General features: G+C 48.7%; 16 protein-coding genes and 3 pseudogenes. 7 read left to right on the top strand and 12 right to left on the bottom strand.

Translation table 11 applies throughout. The features are described from left to right. The 4 genes and pseudogenes from LZP73_RS16370 to LZP73_RS16355 form a co-directional block, all read right to left on the bottom strand. Positions 1–72: pseudogene (locus LZP73_RS16370) on the bottom strand (Mobile element protein); the annotation flags it as partial. Positions 73–217: 145 nt separating this feature from the next. Beyond that, positions 218–928: a polysaccharide deacetylase family protein gene (locus LZP73_RS16365; RefSeq protein WP_234236039.1), complete on the bottom strand. Its 711-nt coding sequence runs from the start codon at positions 926–928 to the stop codon at positions 218–220. Positions 929–1,014: 86 nt separating this feature from the next. Further along, positions 1,015–1,644, bottom strand: coding sequence for a DUF4145 domain-containing protein (locus LZP73_RS16360; RefSeq protein ID WP_234236038.1), 630 nt, complete (start codon positions 1,642–1,644; stop codon positions 1,015–1,017). 267 nt (positions 1,645–1,911) lie between these two features. After that, positions 1,912–2,193 carry a hypothetical protein gene (locus tag LZP73_RS16355; protein WP_234236037.1) on the bottom strand — a complete coding sequence of 94 codons (282 nt, stop codon included), beginning with the start codon at positions 2,191–2,193 and terminating at the stop codon, positions 1,912–1,914. 161 nt (positions 2,194–2,354) lie between these two features. Here LZP73_RS16355 and LZP73_RS16350 point away from each other — a divergent pair. Next, positions 2,355–3,583: pseudogene (locus LZP73_RS16350) on the top strand (IS4 family transposase). 101 nt (positions 3,584–3,684) lie between these two features. Here the strand turns inward: LZP73_RS16350 and LZP73_RS16345 are convergent. Continuing rightward, entirely contained in the window at positions 3,685–4,080 is a 396-nt protein-coding gene (locus LZP73_RS16345; protein ID WP_169565824.1) for a WapI family immunity protein, read from the bottom strand. Positions 4,081–4,204: 124 nt separating this feature from the next. Here LZP73_RS16345 and LZP73_RS16340 point away from each other — a divergent pair, with 124 nt between their 5' ends. Next, the gene (locus LZP73_RS16340; protein WP_234236036.1) at positions 4,205–5,332 is read left to right on the top strand and encodes an IS110 family transposase; all 1,128 of its coding nucleotides are present in this window, start codon (positions 4,205–4,207) and stop codon (positions 5,330–5,332) included. A 381-nt stretch (positions 5,333–5,713) separates the two neighbouring features. On the opposite strand, the gene LZP73_RS16335 is transcribed toward LZP73_RS16340, so the two are convergent. The 6 genes and pseudogenes from LZP73_RS16335 to pdxR all read right to left on the bottom strand — a co-directional run bounded on the left by LZP73_RS16335 (position 5,714) and on the right by pdxR (position 12,654). After that, the gene (locus tag LZP73_RS16335; protein ID WP_234236035.1) at positions 5,714–6,700 is read right to left on the bottom strand and encodes a hypothetical protein; all 987 of its coding nucleotides are present in this window, start codon (positions 6,698–6,700) and stop codon (positions 5,714–5,716) included. A 108-nt stretch (positions 6,701–6,808) separates the two neighbouring features. After that, positions 6,809–7,399 carry a hypothetical protein gene (locus tag LZP73_RS16330; protein ID WP_234236034.1) on the bottom strand — a complete coding sequence of 197 codons (591 nt, stop codon included), beginning with the start codon at positions 7,397–7,399 and terminating at the stop codon, positions 6,809–6,811. 98 nt (positions 7,400–7,497) lie between these two features. After that, positions 7,498–9,087 (bottom strand): LA2681 family HEPN domain-containing protein, encoded by a 1,590-nt coding sequence (locus LZP73_RS16325; protein WP_234236033.1) that lies wholly within the window; start codon positions 9,085–9,087, stop codon positions 7,498–7,500. A 106-nt stretch (positions 9,088–9,193) separates the two neighbouring features. Then, positions 9,194–9,613 (bottom strand): hypothetical protein, encoded by a 420-nt coding sequence (locus tag LZP73_RS16320; protein WP_234236032.1) that lies wholly within the window; start codon positions 9,611–9,613, stop codon positions 9,194–9,196. 1,483 nt (positions 9,614–11,096) lie between these two features. Further along, positions 11,097–11,255: pseudogene (locus tag LZP73_RS21555) on the bottom strand (aromatic amino acid aminotransferase); the annotation flags it as partial. A 4-nt stretch (positions 11,256–11,259) separates the two neighbouring features. Continuing rightward, positions 11,260–12,654: a MocR-like pyridoxine biosynthesis transcription factor PdxR gene (gene pdxR / locus LZP73_RS16315; protein WP_234236031.1), complete on the bottom strand. Its 1,395-nt coding sequence runs from the start codon at positions 12,652–12,654 to the stop codon at positions 11,260–11,262. 286 nt (positions 12,655–12,940) lie between these two features. Between pdxR and LZP73_RS16310 the strand changes: the two genes are divergently transcribed. Together LZP73_RS16310 and LZP73_RS16305 are read left to right on the top strand one after the other, a co-directional pair. After that, positions 12,941–14,008 carry a TlpA family protein disulfide reductase gene (locus LZP73_RS16310; protein WP_234236030.1) on the top strand — a complete coding sequence of 356 codons (1,068 nt, stop codon included), beginning with the start codon at positions 12,941–12,943 and terminating at the stop codon, positions 14,006–14,008. A 30-nt stretch (positions 14,009–14,038) separates the two neighbouring features. Then, complete coding sequence (locus LZP73_RS16305) at positions 14,039–16,129, top strand: protein-disulfide reductase DsbD family protein (protein ID WP_234236029.1); 2,091 nt, start codon at positions 14,039–14,041, stop codon at positions 16,127–16,129. A gap of 101 nt (positions 16,130–16,230) precedes the next feature. Here LZP73_RS16305 and LZP73_RS16300 read toward each other — a convergent pair whose 3' ends face one another. Further along, positions 16,231–17,421 (bottom strand): amino acid aminotransferase, encoded by a 1,191-nt coding sequence (locus LZP73_RS16300; protein ID WP_234236028.1) that lies wholly within the window; start codon positions 17,419–17,421, stop codon positions 16,231–16,233. 481 nt (positions 17,422–17,902) lie between these two features. Between LZP73_RS16300 and aroA the strand changes: the two genes are divergently transcribed. The 3 genes from aroA to rpsA all read left to right on the top strand — a co-directional run bounded on the left by aroA (position 17,903) and on the right by rpsA (position 21,814). Next, positions 17,903–19,183: a 3-phosphoshikimate 1-carboxyvinyltransferase gene (gene aroA, locus LZP73_RS16295; protein WP_234236027.1), complete on the top strand. Its 1,281-nt coding sequence runs from the start codon at positions 17,903–17,905 to the stop codon at positions 19,181–19,183. 166 nt (positions 19,184–19,349) lie between these two features. Next, a complete protein-coding gene (gene cmk / locus LZP73_RS16290) occupies positions 19,350–20,045 on the top strand; it encodes a (d)CMP kinase (protein ID WP_234236026.1) in 696 nt (231 codons plus the stop codon). A 101-nt stretch (positions 20,046–20,146) separates the two neighbouring features. Continuing rightward, the gene (rpsA, locus tag LZP73_RS16285) at positions 20,147–21,814 is read left to right on the top strand and encodes a 30S ribosomal protein S1 (protein WP_234236025.1); all 1,668 of its coding nucleotides are present in this window, start codon (positions 20,147–20,149) and stop codon (positions 21,812–21,814) included. The last annotated feature ends 60 nt before the right edge of the window (positions 21,815–21,874 follow it).

The following is a 21,874-nucleotide window of genomic DNA, read 5'->3' as shown; positions in this document are numbered from 1 at the left end:
CACCACCCGGCTGCAGCAGTGGTAGAAAGGGGTGTCTTCGACACTGATCTGAGTTCTTCTGGGACGCGGCATGGCAAGACTCCAACATCGACAATTTATCTCAGTCTAGAAGAGGCCGTTGGATCACACCATTTATTGTGGGTGGCCTGATTCAGCATTTGTTGCCTTATAACGCACGCAACAGCCGGGAGCGTAGCGAGTCGGATGCTTGCGTTTGTTATGCATTTTTTTCCAGCAACTGTGAGACAGTAACAAATTTGTAGCCCTTCGACCTCAGTCCATCAATTATCAGGGCTATAGCGCCCCGCGACTCATTATTTTTAGACCCCAAAACATGTAATAGAATAATTGAACCTGGTGAAGAAGACTCAACAACATACTCTGCTATAGCCGAAGAACTTCCTGCTATTTCCGGATATGTTTCAGGCTCCACATCCCATGTAATTGTTTTTATTCCTTCTGACTTCAAGTAGTACGGCAGAACAATAAGCTTTTTTCCATATGGAGGCCTAAAATATATCTCGCCTTCAAATCCAACTTGACGAATTAATGTTGTTGTGGAATCGATTTCCTGCTTTACTTCGTCAAGCCCAATTAGCATCATTCTTTTATGGCTATAGGAATGATTACCTATCTGATGGCCAGCATTGACCAAATCTATGGCCGACTGCATGTTTTGTTGAATCCCGGACCCATTAAGAAAGAAAGTTCCCTTTACATTGTATTCTTCAAGCGTACCCAATACTTGAGTAGTGTATTCCTCACTCCATGGACCATCATCAAAAGTTAATGCGACAACCTTTTCATTTGTTTCGATCTTTGCAATTATTTCACCAAAAAATTGAAAAGTTCTGGATTTGCCTATATTCCATGCGCCTATGACAACAGCCGCGGAAAGAAACAATAAAGATAGAAATACTTTTTTCAACGGTTCTCTTCCTTTGTAGCATAACGCTTCAATAACCGGCGCGCGTTAGCGCGTCCGGCGCCATAGGCGCGTAGTTAATTGACTTGTTAAGCATTTTCTTGAGTACCATCCCGCTTTGCGACTGCCTTAAGAGCTCCCTCAGGAAGAATTTTGTATAAAGCAGCAACTTTATTTGGTCTTGAGATTCGGTCTTCGACAATGAAATTGATCATCTCAAAAATGCTATGCGCAATCTCTGGATTGTCGGTTAATTCAATTTCTCCAGGATGGACTCCGTTATTTCCGATTACTCTGCAATAATCAAGAGCTTGTTGAACTTCAACGGGCAAGCCCTTTTTTACCAAAGCACCAATATCATCATTGATATTTTTTCCTTTCTCTCCCAACTCAAACATAAGCTTTTGAACACACAAGCGGAGTAATGCCGCCGCAGCTCTAGGTGATCGCGCAACAATATCTCTAGCTTCATCGTACTCCGATCTACACGATTCAGGGAGATCAACATGTGGTGGAGGAACCGGAGCTTCGCTAGGGACAATCATTCGGTCTTGATACCAGTAGCAACGCTCCCAACAATGCGTACACCTAGAACTAGTAAAATCAGAAGCGCCATGATGCTGAATAAACAAATTGTGCCACTCTTGCTTTGCGTACACACCGCAGTGAATGCAATGAAATTGCTCTTGTTCGTAAGTTGGTGGGTAGTATTTGCTCATTTTACTCTGCGACTTCCATTTGAGTGCTTAACATTTTAATAGTGCGCATGCGCATATGTACATTAGTCCAATGCAAACCACGTTATCACAAGTTGCTGTTGTGTAAAGCATTAAGTTTGGTTTTAGTCCAATGTCTTCCGGCTAAACGCGCATGCGCGTTTACACCTCTTTATGAGCGGGACAAGATCTCGTTATTTCATTCTGTAACAGAAAAAGATTTGGATGTCCCATCTTTTTGTTTGAGCCCCTTGTTATACGTGTACTTATTCATTCACGGATTTCAAATATAGCGAGGCCATAATCATCTAGTTCATTGCAAACCGTAGGGTAAACTTCTTTACCACGAATTTCATAAACAGCTAGGCCATAGTCATGAATTTCGTTGTGCACGGTTGGATAGATTTCGTTACCTCGAACTTCTAACGCAGGTAAACCATAGTCATCACGTTCGTTGTGAGCGGTCGGATATAGTTCGTTTCCACGAAGTTCAAAAGCAGGCAGCCCATATTCGTAGCTATCACAATATGAAGTAGGATAAAAATGAGACATGCACTCCTCCAATATTTTTGTTGACTGAGCCTAATAGTAGGCGCTGGCTATGCGCGTATAACGCCCGGCTCTAGCGAATCCCCAGATAATTCCTTTTGGTAGACACGCATGGTGTTGTTTGATCTAATCAATTTCGCCAAAAACCTACCAGATCCAACACCATGCGTGACATCCGTATCTTACACGATTTACTCAAAAAGCAATGCCCTCAAATACACCAAAAACGCCTTAATTCTCTGGTGGTTGCTACAGAAGCCTTACTCGATGGCAATCAGCTTTCATTGACTCAGTTAGGGCGTAATATTTCCGGCTCCGTGGCCCCTAAACACAACATCAAGCGTATCGACCGTTTGCTGGGAAATCCTCATCTGGTTGCTGATAAGTTTCTGATTTACAGCTGGCATGCGCTGCATCTTTGCGGTGCATTCTTTTAAGACAAGAGTTATGCCCATCATTCTGGTTGATTGGTCTGATGTCCGCGAACAGCTCAGGATGATGACGCTGCGTGCATCGGTCAGTGTTCAAGGCCGTTCGGTGACCCTGTATGAGCGCACTTTCCTCTTTGCCCTAATCCCTCAGAGAGAGCAATGCGCCCCGCAGTCATGATGCTTTCCTGGCCGAGCTGGCTAAGGTCTTGCCGCCACGCTGTTGTCCGCTGATTGTCACCGATGCCGGTTACCGAAATACCTGGTTTCGAGAAGTTGAGCGCCATGGCTGGTTCTGGCTTGGGCGTGTTCGTGGTGATGTCAGCTACCAGCCTTGTAAGCAGTCGTCGTGGTACTCAAATAAGTCTTTGTATCCAAAGGCAACAAACATAGCCAAACATATAGGTCAGGTGAGATTGGCCCGCAAAGCTCCCTTGCTGTGTCACTTGCATTTGTACAAAGCCAAGCCCAAGTCGCGTAAAGATACCCGTTCGTCCAAGGCTGGTCGCAACCACACTGCGCAAAAAAGCTATCGTCTGGGAAGCAAAGAGCCTTGGCTGCTGGCGACCAACTTACCCCCCGAGTCTTTCCCGGCAGTTAAGATAGTGGCGCTATATGCCAAACGGATGCAGATAGAAGAAACCTTCCGGGATTTAAAGAGCCCTCAATATGGCATGGGTCTGCGGCAAAGCCGAAGTAAAGATCCAAGACGCTATGATGTGCTTTTACTCATCGCCATGCTGGCCGAGATGCTCTTGTGGTGCATAGGTATCGCAGCGATGCATCTTGGTTGGCAGAGGCATTTTCAGGCCAATACGATAATAAACAGGGCTGTATTATCAATCGTCCGGCTTGGGAAAGAAGTCCGACGGCGACCTAAATACCAGATTAAAGAGTCAACTTTTCGTTGGGCTATGATGGAATACATCAAACGGGTTCATGCCGGAGGCATGCCTGGATTATGAGGGGATCCTCCAGCGCCTTACTAATGGGCGCAAAAATGCTTGGCTAAAATTAGCGACGAAGGAGCGCAATCCAAGCGTTTTGCGTCCTTTTGAGTAACTTGTTAGCTGTATAAACTTGCAGATACAGCTTTTAAACTTTCTATGAAAGATGGCAAATAACTTTGATCGAAAGCAAAACCAAAATAAATATTCTGTTGAATTTCACCATATTCCAGAAACTCCCCAGTAACTTCAATATGCCCTAATGATTTAGCTTCAAATTTAATATAGTCACTTTCATGGTGAAACCTTAATTCAGCAGAGCCTTTTAGTTTTGAGTACATAAACTCTAGATTTTCTATAAATTGGGGGAAACCTTCAAAGTAGAACTCTTTTTCAGAGTAAGTCAGCTTACTACTGACAATATTAATGGCTGCACAACATGAACCGTCCAATTGCTTCTCAAAAGAGGATAAAGAGATTTTTCTATTTGTATCGACGATTAACTCAACTTCCATGATTTCCCTGTACAGCTAGACATAATGATTCCCTGTGCAAGTGTCGGCCTCCGTGTTTTCTCGTGGGTTAGCAAAACCAGAGCCACACTGTTTGTTGAACATCAAACATTCACAGGAGGCCGACATGTCTAAAGCTAACACGCTTTTTATCGGTTTGGACGTGCACAAGGAGACCACAGATGTGGCCTTGGTTTCAGATAAGTTAACCGACGCGGTCCAATACTATGGCACCTTGCCAACCAACCTGCGTTCTTTCGATAAACTCATTAAAAATCAAACTGCCAAGGCCAGCAAGCTGTGCGTCGTTTATGAAGCCGGTCCTTGTGGTTTCTGGCTCTATCGTCATTTGCAACGCCGAGGCATTGCCTGCTGGGTGATCGCGCCGGCACTCATCCCCAAAGCTCCTGGTGACAGAGTGAAAACCGATAAGCGCGATTCCATGACTTTGGCCAGACTGGCACGCAGTGGTGATCTCAAGCCTATCTATGTCCCGGACGAACGGGACGAGGCCATTCGCGATCTTATCCGCTGCCGGGAAGACGCCATGCTCGATTTGCGCCAGGCGCGGCAGCGGCTGAAATCCTTCCTGTTGCGCCATGGTCACCCCTGCAGTGGACGACAAAACTGGACCGAGGCTTATCGGCGCCATCTGGCCGACATTAGCTTTCAGGAAAGCGCCACCAAGCTCACCTTCCAGCATTACGTCAACATAGTCACCGAGCGTCACGAACGTCTGCAACGACTGGAACTGGAGCTGCAGAGCCTGGCAGAAAGCTGGCGTTGGTATCCGCTGGTGCAGCGCCTTACCGTGCTGCGGGGGATCCGTTTCTTGTCGGCCATGACCATTATGGCCGAGCTGGGCGACTTGCGACGCTTTGACTCACCGCGCTCCTTGATGAACTTTGTTGGCCTGACACCCAGTGAGCGCTCAAGCGGACAGCGGGAGCGACGCGGCGGGATCACCAAATGCGGGAATGGCCATGTACGACGCATTTTAATAGAGTCTGCCTGGGCCTATCGTTTTCCAGCCAAAGTATCTCGGGAGCTGGAGAGTCGGCAACAAGGGCACTCAATCCGGCTGCAAACACGTGCCTGGGAGGTACAGCAGCGATTGTGCCGCCGCTTCCATGCCCTGAAAGCACGAGGCAAGGAATACAACAAGGTTGTCACCACGGTGGCCCGGGAACTGACAGGCTACCTTTGGGACATTGCCCGGGAATTTGAGGTAGATATGCCGATAACGGCTTATTAATCTAGCGTTTAGAGTTACGAATACACTCTGACAGTAAAGGCGGCGGCAGCGGTGAGAGCAACCCTCGAGGGCGTTAGGCGGTCACATCCGCGCTCCTAGACTGAGGCAAGGCTCCAGCGGCGCAAACAAGTAATGCGGTTAAAATCCGCGGATATCAGCAAGGTCAACCGCCGACACTTACTGGCCAAAGCCCACTGTCAGAGTGTCCTTACCGGAAATTTTTTGGGTTTCCGGTAAGGACACTATTTGCCTATTTGACAAAGGGAATCATATCAACGCCCGGCTCAGGCGCAAACAATCAGAGCGGGATTTGTGCCAAAATCGGCGCTCGCGCCACTAGCACAAATGACGCGGCGGTTGGTTGTCACTTGGAGCCGTTTGTTAGGCATTTGTTAGTTTCGATGCAGCAATAGACTTGGCTACTGTAAACTTATGAATCTTAATTGGGTGATCAACACTGGGCCATCCACGGCTTGAAGCTAACGCTAGCCTATTGTGCATACTTAAAGTATCTTCTCTAGGCTGATCAAAGTCTTTGCCACGGTAGTCAATGATACAATATGCTCCATTGTCTGTGTCATGACTGGCCATGTAACTGGGTAGTTGAAACTCAATGCCTCGATAAAGATCTCTAGAATGTGCAAGCTTAAATTCTGCACAAACTTTCGCCATTCCAACTCCCTTAACATATCCTATAAATAAAAAGTCTAGGCGACCCACGCTGCTCAATGCCTCAGGTATAACTTCTATAGATGCTAAGAAAAACTGATCTGACAACATTGCATGTATGACTCCATGCAAGTCTTCTTCTTTTTTTGGGCTGCGACACTTGACCTGATTCCCATTGCGGGAAACATTCCAGAAAATATCTTTACTGCTCATTAAGTCTATTTTGTCTTGAAGCATAGACAATCCAGTATGTACTCTGGCAACAAAATCAGCTTCACGGTGATAGACCTCAGTAGGGATCAGAGATTGGTGCCTAGTCCAACGAATGAGGCTAGCAGGCACAGGCCGTGGTTCTATTTTCATCTGCTTTCGTATGCTCGGTCCATCAAAGCCTCTTTTCCCAAGCAGTACAGTCAATGAATCAGGCGTCCATGAAGCAATAAAGCTGGTATCTTCTGGTAGTTTTTTAAAGAGCTCTTCAGAGACCCTCAAATCGTAGTCACATCGCTGTAGTGTTAATTCCCCATCAATAAAACCCAAGTTAAACCAAAAGTTTTCACCCGCCACATGGAAGATACAGACTTTTTCTTTGGGAAAAGCATTCATCTTTAGGTTGACATCAACGCTCCCAGTGGATCTTAATAAAGCTTCTGTGGTTAAGCGACCACCACTATTTTCATTAATATAGACTTCTTCCATAAACTCCTACATGGCGTCAGTGCCTAACGCCGCCAGCACGCGCGGCTTTGTAGTGAAGGCGTAGCCGCAACGAAAAAGCCGTCGCTGTGCCTGGCCTTGTTAGCTGTGCTATCTGCCCATAGATGGACCACTGCGCTCGTGCTTTATTTCTCTCTTTATTTCAGGTTTTGGCTCTAGCTTTAAGCCATGATCCAAACCAAACTCATATAGATTCATACAGCTTGTTATTTTTTTGTCGTTGCTGATGCCAGCAACGAAAGAATAACTACCGACGGAGCCGCCACTTGATTCATCAACTTTTGACTTATGCACAATAAGTCTTTCAAGGTAAGAGATAAACTCTTCTTTTTCTTTACCCGCTTCGAATATCTCACTGATTTTCGATACAGGACTATTTGAAAAATACGTTTTACCTCCAAGGCCAAACTTTCCATTTTTAATTTGGCCATAAATTAAGAAATGATGACTGTCATTCGGAGATAGTTCAGTCACTGCCAAATCATAGTTCTTATATTTTTTCTTTTCAGAAGCCAAAGATTCGAAGTTTTTTTTAAACTCTAAAACGACCCACTTTTCATTACTAGAGAGAAATGCGTCTCCAGCTTTTTCTTGCTCGCCGTCTAGGGGAGATAGGATCATCTCATCAGGAATAAACTTCCTAATAAAGTAATACTCAACGGTTTTTTCCCACCACTTCATTCATCACTCCTTGTACAGCTAACGCCGCGCTCTGCGGCAATTTTGGAGCGCAGTGGAAAAATTGTCCGACAGCAGCGCCTTGTTATAAATCTCATGCTTCATTTGTAATCTTTCCGAAGAATGCTATTTGAAAGGTAAATACGGCCATCTTCCTTTTCATTTAGAGCTTTGTCACGAACAGCAAATACGAACGAAAAAATTGCAGAACGAGTTAACTGAAAAAGACGTTCAAGGTGGTTAATGAAATCGTCCTCATTAATAAAAACGATATTTTTTATAAACTCATATGATTTATAAATATCACTAGGGCTATCTGTTTTGTGAACAACCACAAACTCATGCTCCAAATCATTCCTCAACTGCTTAAAGAATGACCATTCACCTTCTTTTCTATCATTCAAATCTGTTGCAATGCTATACAAAGCCAAGAGTCCTGGGCTTTTATGGATATTGAACTTTTCTCTCCGTTTGTCTCGGTCGAGTTGCCAAAAACTCTGAAAATAAACTGTGCCGTTAGGAGGATAAAGGTCGAATAATTCGCAAATAGCGATGGCTATTTTATCTAATATGCCAAAACATGACCTAAAAGCTGTTCTAAGTTTCTCAACATCTATACCCAACATCTCGTCATTAAACAGCTCGGAAAAACATGAATCATGAAGCAATTCATAATCTTGCTCTTCAGTTCGATATTCGAAATACAAGTGTCGGGCAAATGAAAACTCTGATTTTAGCCTATTGAGTACCATTTCCATTGGAACAACAAAGTCGCCGACTACTCCGCCTGAAGTTGGTATAGTTAAGTTATCTCTGGAGCTCCCCGCACAAGAACAGTACAACCCATGCTCTGACAAACTTAAATTATTGTCTAAACAAAATTTTCTGTAATCACTTAGCTCATTATACTCAGAATCAGTTTTGTCCAAATCATGAGCATCCATCTCAATTTCAGCGTCTTTACAGGCCTCTACTATCTTAATTTGATGATAAGCAACTTGTTGCCTGTAATATTCTAACCACGAAGGAGGAATCTCTTTCGACGATAATACATTCTCATATCCGTTTTTAATCTGCTCTAACATCTGAATGGAGTATGTATTAGAAACCTGATTCAACATCATGAGAGTTTCAGATCTATTGATCCAAGATTGTGGAATATCTAGATCAAGTGAGTTAACTCTTTCATAGCAGTCTAGGGCTTCAGATATACGGAACTGCTGCTTTAAGGAATTACCTAAATTAACAACATAGGTTGGCTGAGCCGTCACACTATCAATGTCGCCACAAGACTTTATGGCTTTCCAAAGGTCATTTTTTACTTCAACAAGCTGTTCAATAGTTGAGAAGGTATGATTGAATGGATTTTTCTCAACTATAAAATTTGATTTTGCGTTACTCAGGTTGTAAAAGTAAGCATCCTTTCCAATCTGCTCGACTATTTCATCTTTGTATTGACTAAGAATATCCATGCCTTTTTGAGACGATTCAACGCATGGCTTCATATGTCCGACATCAACAAATAGACTCGCAATATTAGATACGATTCTGAAAAACACAGCGTTTCTTTCGCTGCCTTCATTGATGAAGGCATATAGCGTGTCGATACCATTCAAAGCTTCATCAAACTGTCCTATACCTACCATTTCTGACAGTCTGGCAAGTTCGAATTCTATGCTCTCGATGTCCATGAGATCTCCGATCGAGATTTATAACGCTTTGCTAATGGGCTGCCGCAGCGCAGGCAGTCCCGTGGAGGCCACGCTGTTTGTGGCCGGAACGAAATTAAGCAACTTGTTATAAAGCTACTCTCGGAACCCAATACATTACTTTGTTTACACCTTCATTTTCAATAACTTGAGGATGAGATGCAAAAGTCATTATTCTGGATTTAACTTGCTCAATTCCAAAGGATCTTACACATGGTGCGATAAACCATTTATTAAAACTCGGATCATTTTCAATAAGTGCAGCAAAGACCAAGTCATCAAAGAGTGCTCTAGGCACGGGATTAACTTTTTCCAAAATCTTTGCGACAAACCATTTTTTATCGTCGTGGACTAAGCCCGCTGTAAACCAAGCTAGAGCTTCAGGATTATCCCTCGGAAAATTAGAAGCAATCCTGCCCACAATTTTACGAATAGCATGATGCCCAGCATTTTTATCTTTCAACGATTTTTCTTGAGCATATTCTACGAAAAGTGCGTCGAGGTTCATCCGATACCTTAGGCTTTATAACATTTTAATAGTGCGCATGCGCATATGTACATTAGTCCAATGCAAACCACGTTATCACAAGTTACTGTTGTGTAAAGCATTAAGTTTGGTTCTAGTCCAATGTCTTCCGGCTAAACGCGCATGCGCGTTTACACAAATAACGAGATCTCGTTATTCCAATACAGTATTCATGTAACACACTGAATTATAATAGTTATTTCGTGACACTCTTGTGCAAATGCGCATCGCTCAGATACTTTTTCATGCAAACGCGGCAGTTTTAGGCTAAAACCAAAAAATCAACTGGATAAACATCCAGTACTCCAGTGCAATAACTCATGCGAATAAATTTTATGTTCAAGAGCCGCTTTCTCACTCAAATAAGTGAGAGTCTCAGATTGCGGGGCTACTGGCTGCGGACAGAAAAACCTACCTGTATTGGATCACATGCTAGATACGTTTCCATTGTCTTTGAGCATCCTGACACTATGGGGGCACCGGAGGTCATGGCATTTCTGTCCTACCTGGCGAACCGACATCATGTAAAAGGATAAAGACAGCTTAAACACTCTTGCCCTGTCATAAAACATCCTGAACAGAGCGCATGCGCGACACATTGATGAGCACGCCCAAGGCTGCAACCTGGCATCTATCGGCAGCATTATGCCGGTAGTGTCAGTCGGCCAGTCTCTGCTGAGTGGGGTCACACGAGAAAGGCAAAACCGGAGGCCATGGCTACCGCAGGACGCCATGGTTATTGCATGGCATCTGGATTTTTAGCAACCAGCGGTTAAGGCATTTTTGTCGGCAAGCAGTGAAGGCGGCCTGCAACAGGGCGGCTGCGTGGCGGGACAAAGACGTGGGGGGATTGGCAGTTTTGTTGGTTATCTTCCCTGAATCTGTGTCCTTGGCCTTATGTGTGCGGGCGCCGGCCGGCCGCACACAACCGGGATCAAGATTACAGCAGTAACAGTGGCTTAACAAGTAGTGGCGTGGAGATAGGGCATGAGAGCTGGGATATAGATAGTTGGGATATGGATAGTTGGGACAGGCATGACTTTGGTTGGACTTTGATGCCACATGGGACACAAGTACAGGCATTGTCACGCCAGTGGTCGTTGGCGGCAGGGTGAGCATCGCAGAGTTTAGGAGTGAGTGTTTAGACCACCTTGGTGATGGATTCTGCCAAGTAATCTACATCGGCTTCACTGATGCGGCTGGCACTTACCATTGCAGTGTCGCAACGGCTATCTGGGAGTCAGCTTGAGAGGGGGGGAGTGCGATTTTGGCCTTCGAAAAGAGGGCCATTTGCGTTCCATACGCAAATTGGCATTTCCACCATCCTTGGCGGTCAGATATTTTCGTAGAGCCCACAGGGAGGTGCTCGTGGCGTGCCCAAAAGGGCACTCGCGCCTGCGCAATTGAGTTCGTCATTCCGAAATTTTGGGCCAGGAATCATTCCATTTGGCTTGGAACTTAGTGCTTACAGCACCTTGGCTTTAGACTCGGCCAAGTTGTCGACTTTGGTTTCGCTGATGCCGGGGAAGGAGAGCATGCCTTTCTGGCGGGCGATGAAGCCGAAGTCGCGGTCGACGCCTTTGGCCTTGAGTCTGTCGACCAGGACGGCGCTGCTGCCTTCGATGCCTTCAGCAATCTTGAGCTACTTGGAATGAATCCATGATATCTCTTAAGCGAAGCGCCAATTCCCGGCATTCTTCTTCGGTGCCGATATTGGTGAAGCTGAGAATTAAGCTCGGGTGAACGGGTCTCGATGACCACTGGGATAACCCCTGGGCAAACAGGCCTGCCTGCATCATCTTATCGGCGAGCTCAGCATCATCAATATTGGGGTCGGTAAGCTTGACCAGCATGTGCATGCCGCCGGGTTGGGGTTCAATAGCTATCCTGGAACCCAACACTTGCTTAAAGACTCTGGCGGTTAATTCCCGGCGTTCACGATAGAGTTTTCGCATACGTTGAATATGCCGGGAAAGGTGGCCTTCCTGCATGAAAGTCTGCACGCAAGCCTGAGTTAATCCAGATACATTGCCGCCATAGAGCTCGGAGCATTGCTCAAATGCCGGGACTTGGCTTTTTGGCACCACTATATAAGCCATGCGCAAACCGGGAAACAGCACCTTACTGAAGGTGCCCGAATAGATGACCCTGTCTTGAGTATCCAAACTTTTTAATGCAGGCAGTGGCTGCCCTGTATGTCGGTATTCGCCGTCATAGTCGTCTTCAATGATCCAGCTTTGGTTGTGCTCGGCCCAATCGAGTAATACCTGCCGGCGTTGAAGTGATAAGGACACACAGGTTGGACTCTGGTGCGCCGGCGTCACTATCACGGCTGTGGCCTGGGTGTTCGGCGGCAGATTGATGCCTTCGCCATCGACAGCTATCGGCACAATATTGACGTTATGATTGGCGAGGATTTTCCGGGTCAGGGGGTAACCCGGATCTTCCACCGCGACCTTGGCTTGTGGCCTGAGCAGTACATGGGCTATCCAGTTAATGGAATGGACATATCCTGAGGTGATAAACACTTGGGAGGGCTCACATTGAACCCCACGGGCAAGTTGCAAATACTGGGCTATGGCGATTCTGAGTTGCGGGCTGCCATAAACGGAAGGATAAGTCAGATCATCAAGGTTGATGTTGCGGGCACACCTTGCCGCCATCCTTGCCCAGGCTTGCCTGGGAAAAGCATCCAACGCCGGAATACCCAATTGGAAGGGGAGGACGGCGGAGGTTGCTACTTCAGTGTCAAAGCCGGGTTGACGTGTACTTACCTGACTGGGTTTGAGCTTGGCGGGGTCGAACAAGTGCTGACTGACCAAGGTGCCGGCTTGGCCTCTAGACTCAATGTAGCCTTCGGCTTTCAAGATGGCATAACCTTCCTCTACCGTGCCGCGGGCGACGCCCATTTCCTTGGCCAGGGTACGGGCCGAGGGGAGGCGCTCTCCGGGCTTGAGTATCCCTTGCATAATTGCCGTATGAATTCGTTGATAGACTTGCTTATAGGCCAAGACTTTAGCCATTTATCTGCTCCCGGGCCCAAGGTATGAGCGACATGCATCTGCCACTATGATCTACACGAATGGTCTATAAAAATAGACAATTTATGGCTCTTATTGTGAGCCATGGCTATTTGTATCATATCGGCGCAAAGGGCGAAACCGGTGCATGCCAGTGTTTATCTGTAGGATGAAAATATGAACGTTTTAGTGATCAACTGCAGCCCGCAAAGCCAGCCTCTTCAACCTCTAAAGTTTTTACTCTTTCAGTTTTTATTCTTGCAGTAAAAATCACGATAGGAAAATTGTTATGAAAACAGGCTTTAACACCTTGGTTAAAACGCCACTGATCGCATTTTTATGTTTATTGACCTTGGCTCAAGTTGCCCACGGCGCGGACGATGACTATTCGGCCGAGGGGGAACGAAGAGCAAAATCGGCAGGGGAGTCTTTAGTGGGGACGCCGGCCCCTCAAATGCAGCTCCAAACCCTTGATGGCAGGACCCTAGATCTTGCCGAGCTTTATGGGACAAAGCCGGTTTACATTAAATTCTGGGCAACCTGGTGTGTACCCTGCCGTGAACAGATGCCTGGCTTTGAAGATATCTATAAGCAATACGGTGACAAGATCCAAGTGATCGCGGTGAACACAGGGATCAGTGATTCCGTAAAATCTGTTACCGAGTTCAGCAAGAAAATGGGGTTGACCATGCCCATTACCATAGACGATGGCAAGCTGGCTCGAGCCTTTCATTTGCGTGTTACCCCTCAACATTTGCTGATTGATAAAAATGGTAAATTTGCCTATTTCGGCCATAGGGATGATGCAGAGTTCCATCAGGCTCTGGATAAGGTTATCGCCGAAAAAGCCAGTGGCAAGCCTTTAGCCAATCCGACCTTCGTCGCTAAGGATTCAGGTTATAACCTGGGTGATACAGTGCCGGATCTTGCTTTCTCAACCATAGATGAACAGCCGCTCAAGTTTACATTTAATACCGACGGCAGTAAAAAACTGGCCCTGGTGTTCTTCGGCCCCTGGTGTGAATGGTATTTGGAGAAGACGGAGCCCAAGACTTCCCAGGCCTGTACTCAAGTGCGTGAGCTGCTTGAGCAAAAATCCCAAGCGGCCTCGGTGCAATGGGTGACGGTATCGACCAATTTATGGTCATCGGTTGCCGAGCTTGAGGACTACCGTAAAAGCTATGGCACCAGCATGCCAATAGTGTTCGATAAGGAAGGGGACTTATTCAAGCAATTTGGTGTTAATCAAGTGCCGAGCATTACCTTAATCGATGCCGACGGTAAGGTAAGCCTTAAATCTTCGATTCAGGATGAGGATTTCGATGCCGCTTTACACGCAATTTCAACATTGAAATAAGCCCGCCATCCTGAAAACCAAAGGTTAAACATGAAGCAGTTAATTAAGTTTGTTGCCGGGTTTATTATCCTGATAAGTTCATTGCAGGTCATTGCCGATGAGGTTAATGAAAAGCAGCACCTGATTGCCATTTCCATGATGCTGGCGTCTGGAAAGACGGCCACAGGCACCCGGGAATTGGCCATCACCATGAGGCCACAAAAGGGCTGGCATGGGTATTGGCTGAATCCGGGAGATGCAGGTTTCCCAACACGTTTTAATTGGCAGCTGCCAAAGGGCGTGACGATAGGAGAGGTGCAATACCCGGCCCCAAGCCAGCTGGTGACCCGTGATATCATGAATTACATTTATCACGGCGAATATACCTTGCTTGCACCTGTCACCGTCGACAGCAGCATCGCCGTTGGCACTTCACTGCCCATAATACTCGATATCGGCTATCTGGTGTGTAACCCGACGAGTTGTTTACCAGAGCAACAAATTATCACGCAACACTTCACCCTGGGTGATGCCCAGGTTGGGCAGGATGAGCAGCAGCAATTTAGCCAATGGCGGCAAATGTTGCCCAGGCCATTGGACGTCAATGGCCGGTTTTCAATCGAAAACGGGGTATTCAGGCTTGCTTTGCCGCTGCCCGCCTCGGTCGATAGCAGTGATGCGCATATCTACCCCATCATCAATAATACCTTGGTAAACAATGCCAAGCAGACACTGACCCATGAAGGTGATGTGCTGAGTATGCAAACTCAAGCGGGTGATGCGTCGGTGGCATTGTTTCAAGGTGTCCTGGTGTTGGGCGATGGTACGGCACTGAGCTTCGATGCCCATAAAACTGACGCCAGCGCCTTTGCCGCGCCATCGATAAAGGAACAGCACTCCGGCAGCCATGGCAGCTGGTCCCCCAGTGTCACCATGGTTGGCATCACGGCTTTTTTTGGCGCGGTGCTAGGCGGCTTATTGCTTAACGTCATGCCCTGCGTGTTCCCTATCCTGAGCTTGAAGATCTTGAGCCTGTCACACTCAGGCTCGGAGAAAGACGCCAGAATGGGCTCGGTTGCCTATACCTTGGGAGCCGTGTTGGTCTGTGTCTGCTTGGGCGGTGTGATATTGGGTCTCAGAGCCTGGGGGCATCAAGTCGGCTGGGCATTCCAGTTGCAAAGCCCTGCCGTGATTGCCGGCTTGATCCTCTTGATGAGCGCCATCGGGTTTAACTTGGGGGGCTTATTCGAAATAGGGACATTAACCTCAGGCTCCAGATTGCAGGATCAGAAAGGCCCCATGGGGGATTTCTGGACCGGGGTGTTAGCGGCATTTATCGCTACTCCCTGTACCGGCCCCTTCATGGCGACGGCTTTAGGCGCCGCCCTGGTATTGCCGACGGCGGTGGCATTCGTGATTTTTGCCGGTTTAGGTTTTGGCATGGCCTTGCCGTTTCTGTTGGTGGGATTTGTGCCGGCCTTACGTACGCGCTTGCCCAAGCCCGGGGCCTGGATGGTCACAGCAAGGCGGATCCTCGCTCTGCCCATGTTTATTACCGCATTGGGCCTGGTGTGGATTCTGATGCGTCAATCAAACGATGCTTATGTCTTGTCTGTGCTTGCAGCCACCATGTTATCCACCTTTGGTCTGTGGCTTACAGGTCTGTGGCAACACTCGCAGCATAAAGGCAAATGGTGGCCGAGCTTGTTGTTGACCTTATTGCCTTTATTGGCCCTAATTTACTGGGTTCCACAGGCGAATACGGCTCCACAGCATGGGCCGGAAGAGGCCTCGGAAGTGACTGTCTTTAACAAGGAACAGCTCAAACAGTTAGCTGCGAAGCAAGATGTGTTCGTGTATTTTACGGCCGACTGGTGTTTAACCTGCAAGGTGAATGAGCAAACATCGATAGCGCGCCAAGAAGTCAAAGCGGCGTTTAGACAACATAATGTCGTGACCATGATTGGCGATTGGACTCGGGGTGACAGCCGGATCACCGAGTTTCTATCACAACATCAACGCTCGGGTGTGCCTTTGTACTTGTGGTATAAAAAGGGCACAGATGAGCCCATAGTACTGCCGCAAATCTTGTCGCCCTCGATACTGATTGACCTGGCCGAAATTGACCAGGCCAAAAGCTAGCCACAGGCTGAGGCTTACCGCTACAGAGTGCTGATTTTCCGCTGCAGACAAAAAAGCGAATGCCGGGGCATTCGCTTTTTTATGTTTGTAAACCTGAAGGCTTACAGCACCTTGGCGATGGATTCTGCCAGGTAATCTACGTTGGCTTCGCTGATGCCGGCGATGCTGATGCGGCTGGAACCTACCATGTAGACGCTGAACTCGCTCTGCAGTCTGGCGACTTGCTCTGGATTGACGCCGAGGAAGGAGAACATGCCTTTCTGGCGGGCGATGAAGCTGAAGTCACGGTCGACGCCCTTGGCCTTGAGTCTGTCGACCAGCATGGCGCGGTTGCCGTTGATGCGATCGCGCATCACCTTGAGCTCGTCCAGCCATTCCTGTTTCAGCTCGGCCGAGCCCAGGATGGTTTCCACTATCGCCGCGCCATGGGCCGGTGGCATGGAGTAGATGCAACGCACCACATACAGCAGCACCGACAGGGCCACGTTGGCCATGGCACTGTCTCTGGCGATGATGGAGCAGGCACCGATACGCTCACGGTAGAGACCGAAGTTTTTCGAGCAGGAGCTGCAGAGGATCATGTTGTCGACGGCCGCCGCCATCTTGCGCACCCCATAGGCGTCTTCATCCACGCCGTCGCCGAAGCCCTGGTAGGCCATGTCGATGAGCGGGGTGAAGCCCTGTTGGCGGGTGACTTCTACGACCTTATCCCACTGCTCTGTGGACAGATCCATGCCGCTGGGGTTATGGCAGCAGGCATGCAACAGCACCACGTCATCGGCGCCTATCTGCGCCAGGGTGGCCAGCATCTCGTCGAACTTGAGGCTCTTGCTGTCGTAATCATAGTAAGGGTAGGTCTTGACCTTGATGCCCGCGGCCTCGAACAGCCCTGTATGGTTGGCCCAGGTCGGATCGCTGACCCAGAGCACGGCATTGGGATTGCAACGTTTGATGAAGTCGGCGGCGACCCTCAGTGCGCCCGTGCCGCCCGGGGTAGATACGGTGCGGATGCGGTTGGCCAGCAGGGCGGGATGATCAGTGCCGAAGGCCAGCTGGGTCATCAACTCGTTGAAGGCGGCCGAGCCGGTAGGGCCTATGTAGACCTTGGTGTCTTCGGTATCCAGGCGGTATTGTTCGGCTTTCTTGACGCAACTGAGGATAGGCGTATGGCCCTGGGGATCTTTATAGACACCGACGCCTAAATCCACCTTGTTGGGGTGACTGTCTTCGCGGTACTTGGTCAACAAACCCAGAATGGGATCTGCAGGCATAGCGGTTAGGGTGTTAAACATGGCTCCATCTACCTTCTTATCAGTTGCTGTGACCCATGGATTGCGTCTTGGTGTCGGATAGGGCGACCCATTGATGGCCAGTGAGCTGTTTTTGCGAGTTGTCCGTTAGCATAACGTGAATGCCGGCGTTTATTAAAGACAAATGATGTATTTATCCCGGTCCGGGGCGGCAAATTTAACTGCCGAAATGCGCCATAAAACCCAAGGAAACGGCGTGGTTTTTATGTTTTTGTCATTTTTGTACCAAATCAGGGTGAAAATTTCGACTAAATGCCGCATTTAGCCGAAAAAACGGTTGAATCCTGGCGGACAATGGGTAACTTTATCACCACGACCAGCCAATTCTGTCTGAATAACCTCAATTTTGGAATGTTAACTTGACGCCATGTAGCGTCAGGTTGCCACTGTCTTTATGCTATCAGCGTAGATCAACTTGCGACCGACACACAGCTCGGCGCCTAAATGGAAGAAGACCCAGTCAATGAAACAGTTACGTCTCGAGCCAATTCAAAGTGTCAACGGGGTGGTGAACATTCCCGGCTCCAAGAGCATCTCCAACCGGGCCTTATTGCTGGCGACCCTCGCCAAAGGGAAAACGACCCTGACCAATCTGCTCGACTCGGATGATATCCGCCACATGCTGGCAGCGCTGAAACAACTGGGTGTCGGCTATCAGTTGTCCGCTTGCAAGACCGTCTGTGAGGTCGAAGGCCTCGGCGGCCCCTTGTCCGCCACCCAGGCCCAGACCCTGTTTCTGGGGAATGCCGGCACCGCCATGCGTCCCCTGTGCGCCGCCCTGACTCTGGGGCAGGGCGAGTTCACCCTGACGGGCGAGCCGCGCATGGAAGAGCGTCCGATAGGGGATCTGGTCGATGCCCTGCGCCAGCTGGGTGCCAGAGTCGATTACCTCAAGAACGAGGGCTTCCCGCCACTGACCATCACCGCGACCGGCCTCGACGGCGGTGAGGTCGAGATTGCCGGCGATCTGTCCAGCCAATTTCTGACTGCGCTGCTGATGGTGGCACCGCTCGCCAAGGGCGCGGTGAATATCAATATCAAGGGTGAGCTGGTGTCCAAGCCCTATATCGACATCACCCTCAAGCTGATGGCGCAGTTCGGCGTCGACGTGATCAACCACGACTATGGACGCTTCGAAATTCCTGCCGGCCAAGCCTACGTGTCTCCGGGCAAGGTGCTGGTGGAAGGCGATGCCTCGTCGGCGTCGTATTTCCTGGCCGCCGGAGCCATCAAGGGCGGCGAGGTCAAGGTCACAGGCGTCGGTCGTCTGAGCATCCAGGGGGATGTGAAGTTTGCCGATGTGCTGGCGCAGATGGGCGCAGAGATAGAATGGGGCGACGATTACATCATAGCCCGCGGCGCCCCCTTGACGGCTGTGGACTTGGACATGAACCATATCCCGGATGCCGCCATGACCATAGCGACCGCGGCGCTGTTTGCCAAGGGCACCACCCGCATCCGCAACATCTATAACTGGCGCATCAAGGAAACCGACCGTTTGGCCGCCATGGCGACCGAGCTGCGCAAGGTCGGCGCCGAGGTCGAGGAAGGGCAGGATTATATCTGCATCACTCCGCCTGTCGTGCTCAACACGGCCGAGATAGACACCTACAACGACCATCGCATGGCCATGTGTTTCTCCATGCTGGCCTTCGCCGCTTGCGGCATCACAATCAAGGATCCCGACTGCACCTCCAAGACGTTCCCCGATTACTTCCGCCAGTTTGCCGCCCTGGCAGGCTAGTCCTCTCACCCCTGAGGCTAAAAACCGGGCCGCCGGATGGCGGTCCGGTCGGCTGTGAAAATTTCCACGGATCTTTACTTGCTTGTGATGTACAATACCGCGCGCTCATTTTCGGTGGCCCCAACAGGGGGCACAGGGAAGATGGTTATTTTTTGCGGAGGAATTTATGTCTGAACGGGCTCCTGTAGTCACAATCGACGGCCCAAGTGGTGCGGGTAAGGGTACAATCAGTCAGTTATTGGCTCAGCATTTAGGCTGGCAATTGCTCGACAGTGGTGCCATATACCGTGTGCTTGCTCTAGCCGCTATACATCACGATGTTGAGCTGGAAAACGAAGAAGCCATCACCTTGTTGGCGGCACATCTGGATGTGCAATTCTTAACGGGTGACGACAAGGATGCGATCAAGGTCGTACTCGAAGGCGAAGATGTCACCAGCAGTATTCGCAGTCAGGAGTGCTCCAACGCCGCCTCTAAAGTGGCGGCATTTCCTCGGGTGAGGGAAGCCTTGCTCAGACGTCAGCGGGCGTTTCAGACCACCCCGGGTCTGATTGCCGATGGACGGGATATGGGCACTGTGGTTTTCCCCACGGCACCGGCCAAATTATTTTTAACCGCTTCGGCTGAGGAAAGGGCCCAGAGGCGCTATAATCAGTTGCAGGACAAAGGCTTCGATGTTAACATCGAACGCCTTTTAGCCGAAATTATCGAACGTGACGATCGCGATATGAATCGCCCGGTGGCGCCTCTAGTCCCGGCCGAGGATGCGTTGGTCATAGATACCAGCGGTAAAGGCATTAACGAAGTGCTCGAGTTAGCGCTCAAACACATCGAAACCAAGATATCCGGGATCGGCCAGTAGGCCGGTTTGTCGGGTGGTATTCGTATTAAGGATGATACGGATAATTTGACTGACTCCACGTTCAGGACGAACAGTGGTTTATTAAAGAAAGTAACCTAAACATGACTGAATCTTTTGCTGATCTATTTGAACAATCCCTTCAAACTCTGGAGTTCCGTCCAGGTTCTATCGTTCGTGGTACTGTTGTTGCCATCGAAAACGGTATGGTACTGGTTGACGCTGGTCTGAAGTCTGAAAGCCCAATCCCAGCTGAACAGTTCAAAAACGCTCAAGGCGTTTTGGAAATCGCAGTTGGTGACGAAGTTGACGTAGCCCTCGACTCTGTTGAAGACGGCTTCGGTGAGACTCAACTGTCTCGCGAAAAAGCGAAACGTCATGAAGCTTGGATCGTTCTGGAAAAAGCGTACGAAGATGCTGAAACTGTAATCGGTATCATCAATGGTAAAGTTAAAGGCGGTTTCACTGTTGAATTAAACGGTATCCGTGCCTTCTTGCCAGGTTCTCTGGTTGATGTGCGCCCAGTTCGCGACACCGCTCACTTAGAGTACAAAGAATTAGAATTCAAAGTTATCAAGCTGGACCAGAAGCGCAACAACGTTGTGGTTTCTCGTCGTGCTGTTATCGAGTCTGAAAGCAGCGCTGAGCGTGATGCACTGCTCGAAAATCTGCAAGAAGGCCAAGCAGTTAAGGGTATCGTTAAGAACCTGACTGACTACGGTGCATTCGTAGATTTAGGTGGTGTTGACGGTCTGCTGCATATCACAGATATGGCGTGGAAGCGTGTTAAGCACCCATCTGAAATCGTCAACGTTGGCGATGAAATCACCGTTAAAGTACTGAAGTACGATCGTGAGCGCACTCGTGTGTCTCTGGGTCTGAAACAACTTGGTGAAGATCCATGGTTGGAAATCAGCAAGCGCTACCCAGAAAACACACGTTTGACTGGTCGCGTTACTAACCTGACTGATTACGGTTGCTTCGTCGAAATCGAAGAAGGCGTTGAAGGTCTGGTTCACGTTTCTGAAATGGATTGGACTAACAAGAACATCCACCCATCTAAAGTTGTTAACTTAGGTGATGAAGTTGAAGTTCTGGTTCTGGACATAGACGAAGAGCGTCGTCGTATTTCTCTGGGTCTGAAGCAATGTAAGACCAACCCATGGGATGATTTCGCAACTCGTTACAACAAAGGTGACAAAGTCTCCGGTAAGATCAAGTCAATCACTGACTTCGGTATCTTCATCGGTCTGGACGGCGGCATCGATGGTCTGGTTCACCTGTCTGACATTTCTTGGAACGGTACCGGCGAAGACGCTGTTAGCGAATACAAGAAAGGCGACGAAATCCACGCCGTGGTTCTGTCTGTTGACCCAGAGCGTGAGCGCATCAGCTTAGGTGTTAAGCAAACTGAAGACGATCCATTCAACGCTTACCTGGCCGACAAGAAGAAAGGTACCATCGTAAACGGTACTGTTTCTGCTGTTGATGCCAAAGGTGTGACTGTTGAACTGGCCGACACTGTTGAAGGTTACATCCGTGTAGCCGACATCAGCCGTGAGCGTATCGAAGATGCATCTACCGTCTACAATGTAGGTGATGCGATCGAAGCCAAGTTCATGGGTGTTGATCGTAAGAACCGCTCTATCAGCCTGTCAATCAAAGCGAAAGACGAAGCTGAAGAGAAAGAAGTAATGGCGACTCTGAACAAACAAGACGATGCCGTTATCAGCAATGCAATGGCTGAAGCGTTTAAAGCAGCCCGTAAATAATCGCCTGTCGTGTGGGGAGAGACTTCTCCCCATTTAGGCGACTGTGTTTGGCTTGATAAT

Origin of the sequence: Shewanella sp. AS16 (assembly GCF_021412365.1) — a bacterium.
Classification (GTDB): Bacteria; Pseudomonadota; Gammaproteobacteria; order Enterobacterales; family Shewanellaceae; genus Shewanella; species Shewanella salipaludis.
This window is presented reverse-complemented; position numbering and strand designations above follow the sequence as displayed.

Coding starts and splice junctions, on each gene's coding strand:
- LZP73_RS16360 (WP_234236038.1), bottom strand. CDS start 1,644: ATGAGCAAATACTACCCACCAACTTACGAACAAGAGCAATTTCATTGC.
- LZP73_RS16355 (WP_234236037.1), bottom strand. CDS start 2,193: ATGTCTCATTTTTATCCTACTTCATATTGTGATAGCTACGAATATGGG.
- LZP73_RS16345 (WP_169565824.1), bottom strand. CDS start 4,080: ATGGAAGTTGAGTTAATCGTCGATACAAATAGAAAAATCTCTTTATCC.
- LZP73_RS16340 (WP_234236036.1), top strand. CDS start 4,205: ATGTCTAAAGCTAACACGCTTTTTATCGGTTTGGACGTGCACAAGGAG.
- LZP73_RS16335 (WP_234236035.1), bottom strand. CDS start 6,700: ATGGAAGAAGTCTATATTAATGAAAATAGTGGTGGTCGCTTAACCACA.
- LZP73_RS16330 (WP_234236034.1), bottom strand. CDS start 7,399: ATGAAGTGGTGGGAAAAAACCGTTGAGTATTACTTTATTAGGAAGTTT.
- LZP73_RS16325 (WP_234236033.1), bottom strand. CDS start 9,087: ATGGACATCGAGAGCATAGAATTCGAACTTGCCAGACTGTCAGAAATG.
- LZP73_RS16320 (WP_234236032.1), bottom strand. CDS start 9,613: ATGAACCTCGACGCACTTTTCGTAGAATATGCTCAAGAAAAATCGTTG.
- pdxR (WP_234236031.1), bottom strand. CDS start 12,654: ATGGCTAAAGTCTTGGCCTATAAGCAAGTCTATCAACGAATTCATACG.
- LZP73_RS16310 (WP_234236030.1), top strand. CDS start 12,941: ATGAAAACAGGCTTTAACACCTTGGTTAAAACGCCACTGATCGCATTT.
- LZP73_RS16305 (WP_234236029.1), top strand. CDS start 14,039: ATGAAGCAGTTAATTAAGTTTGTTGCCGGGTTTATTATCCTGATAAGT.
- LZP73_RS16300 (WP_234236028.1), bottom strand. CDS start 17,421: ATGTTTAACACCCTAACCGCTATGCCTGCAGATCCCATTCTGGGTTTG.
- aroA (WP_234236027.1), top strand. CDS start 17,903: ATGAAACAGTTACGTCTCGAGCCAATTCAAAGTGTCAACGGGGTGGTG.
- cmk (WP_234236026.1), top strand. CDS start 19,350: ATGTCTGAACGGGCTCCTGTAGTCACAATCGACGGCCCAAGTGGTGCG.
- rpsA (WP_234236025.1), top strand. CDS start 20,147: ATGACTGAATCTTTTGCTGATCTATTTGAACAATCCCTTCAAACTCTG.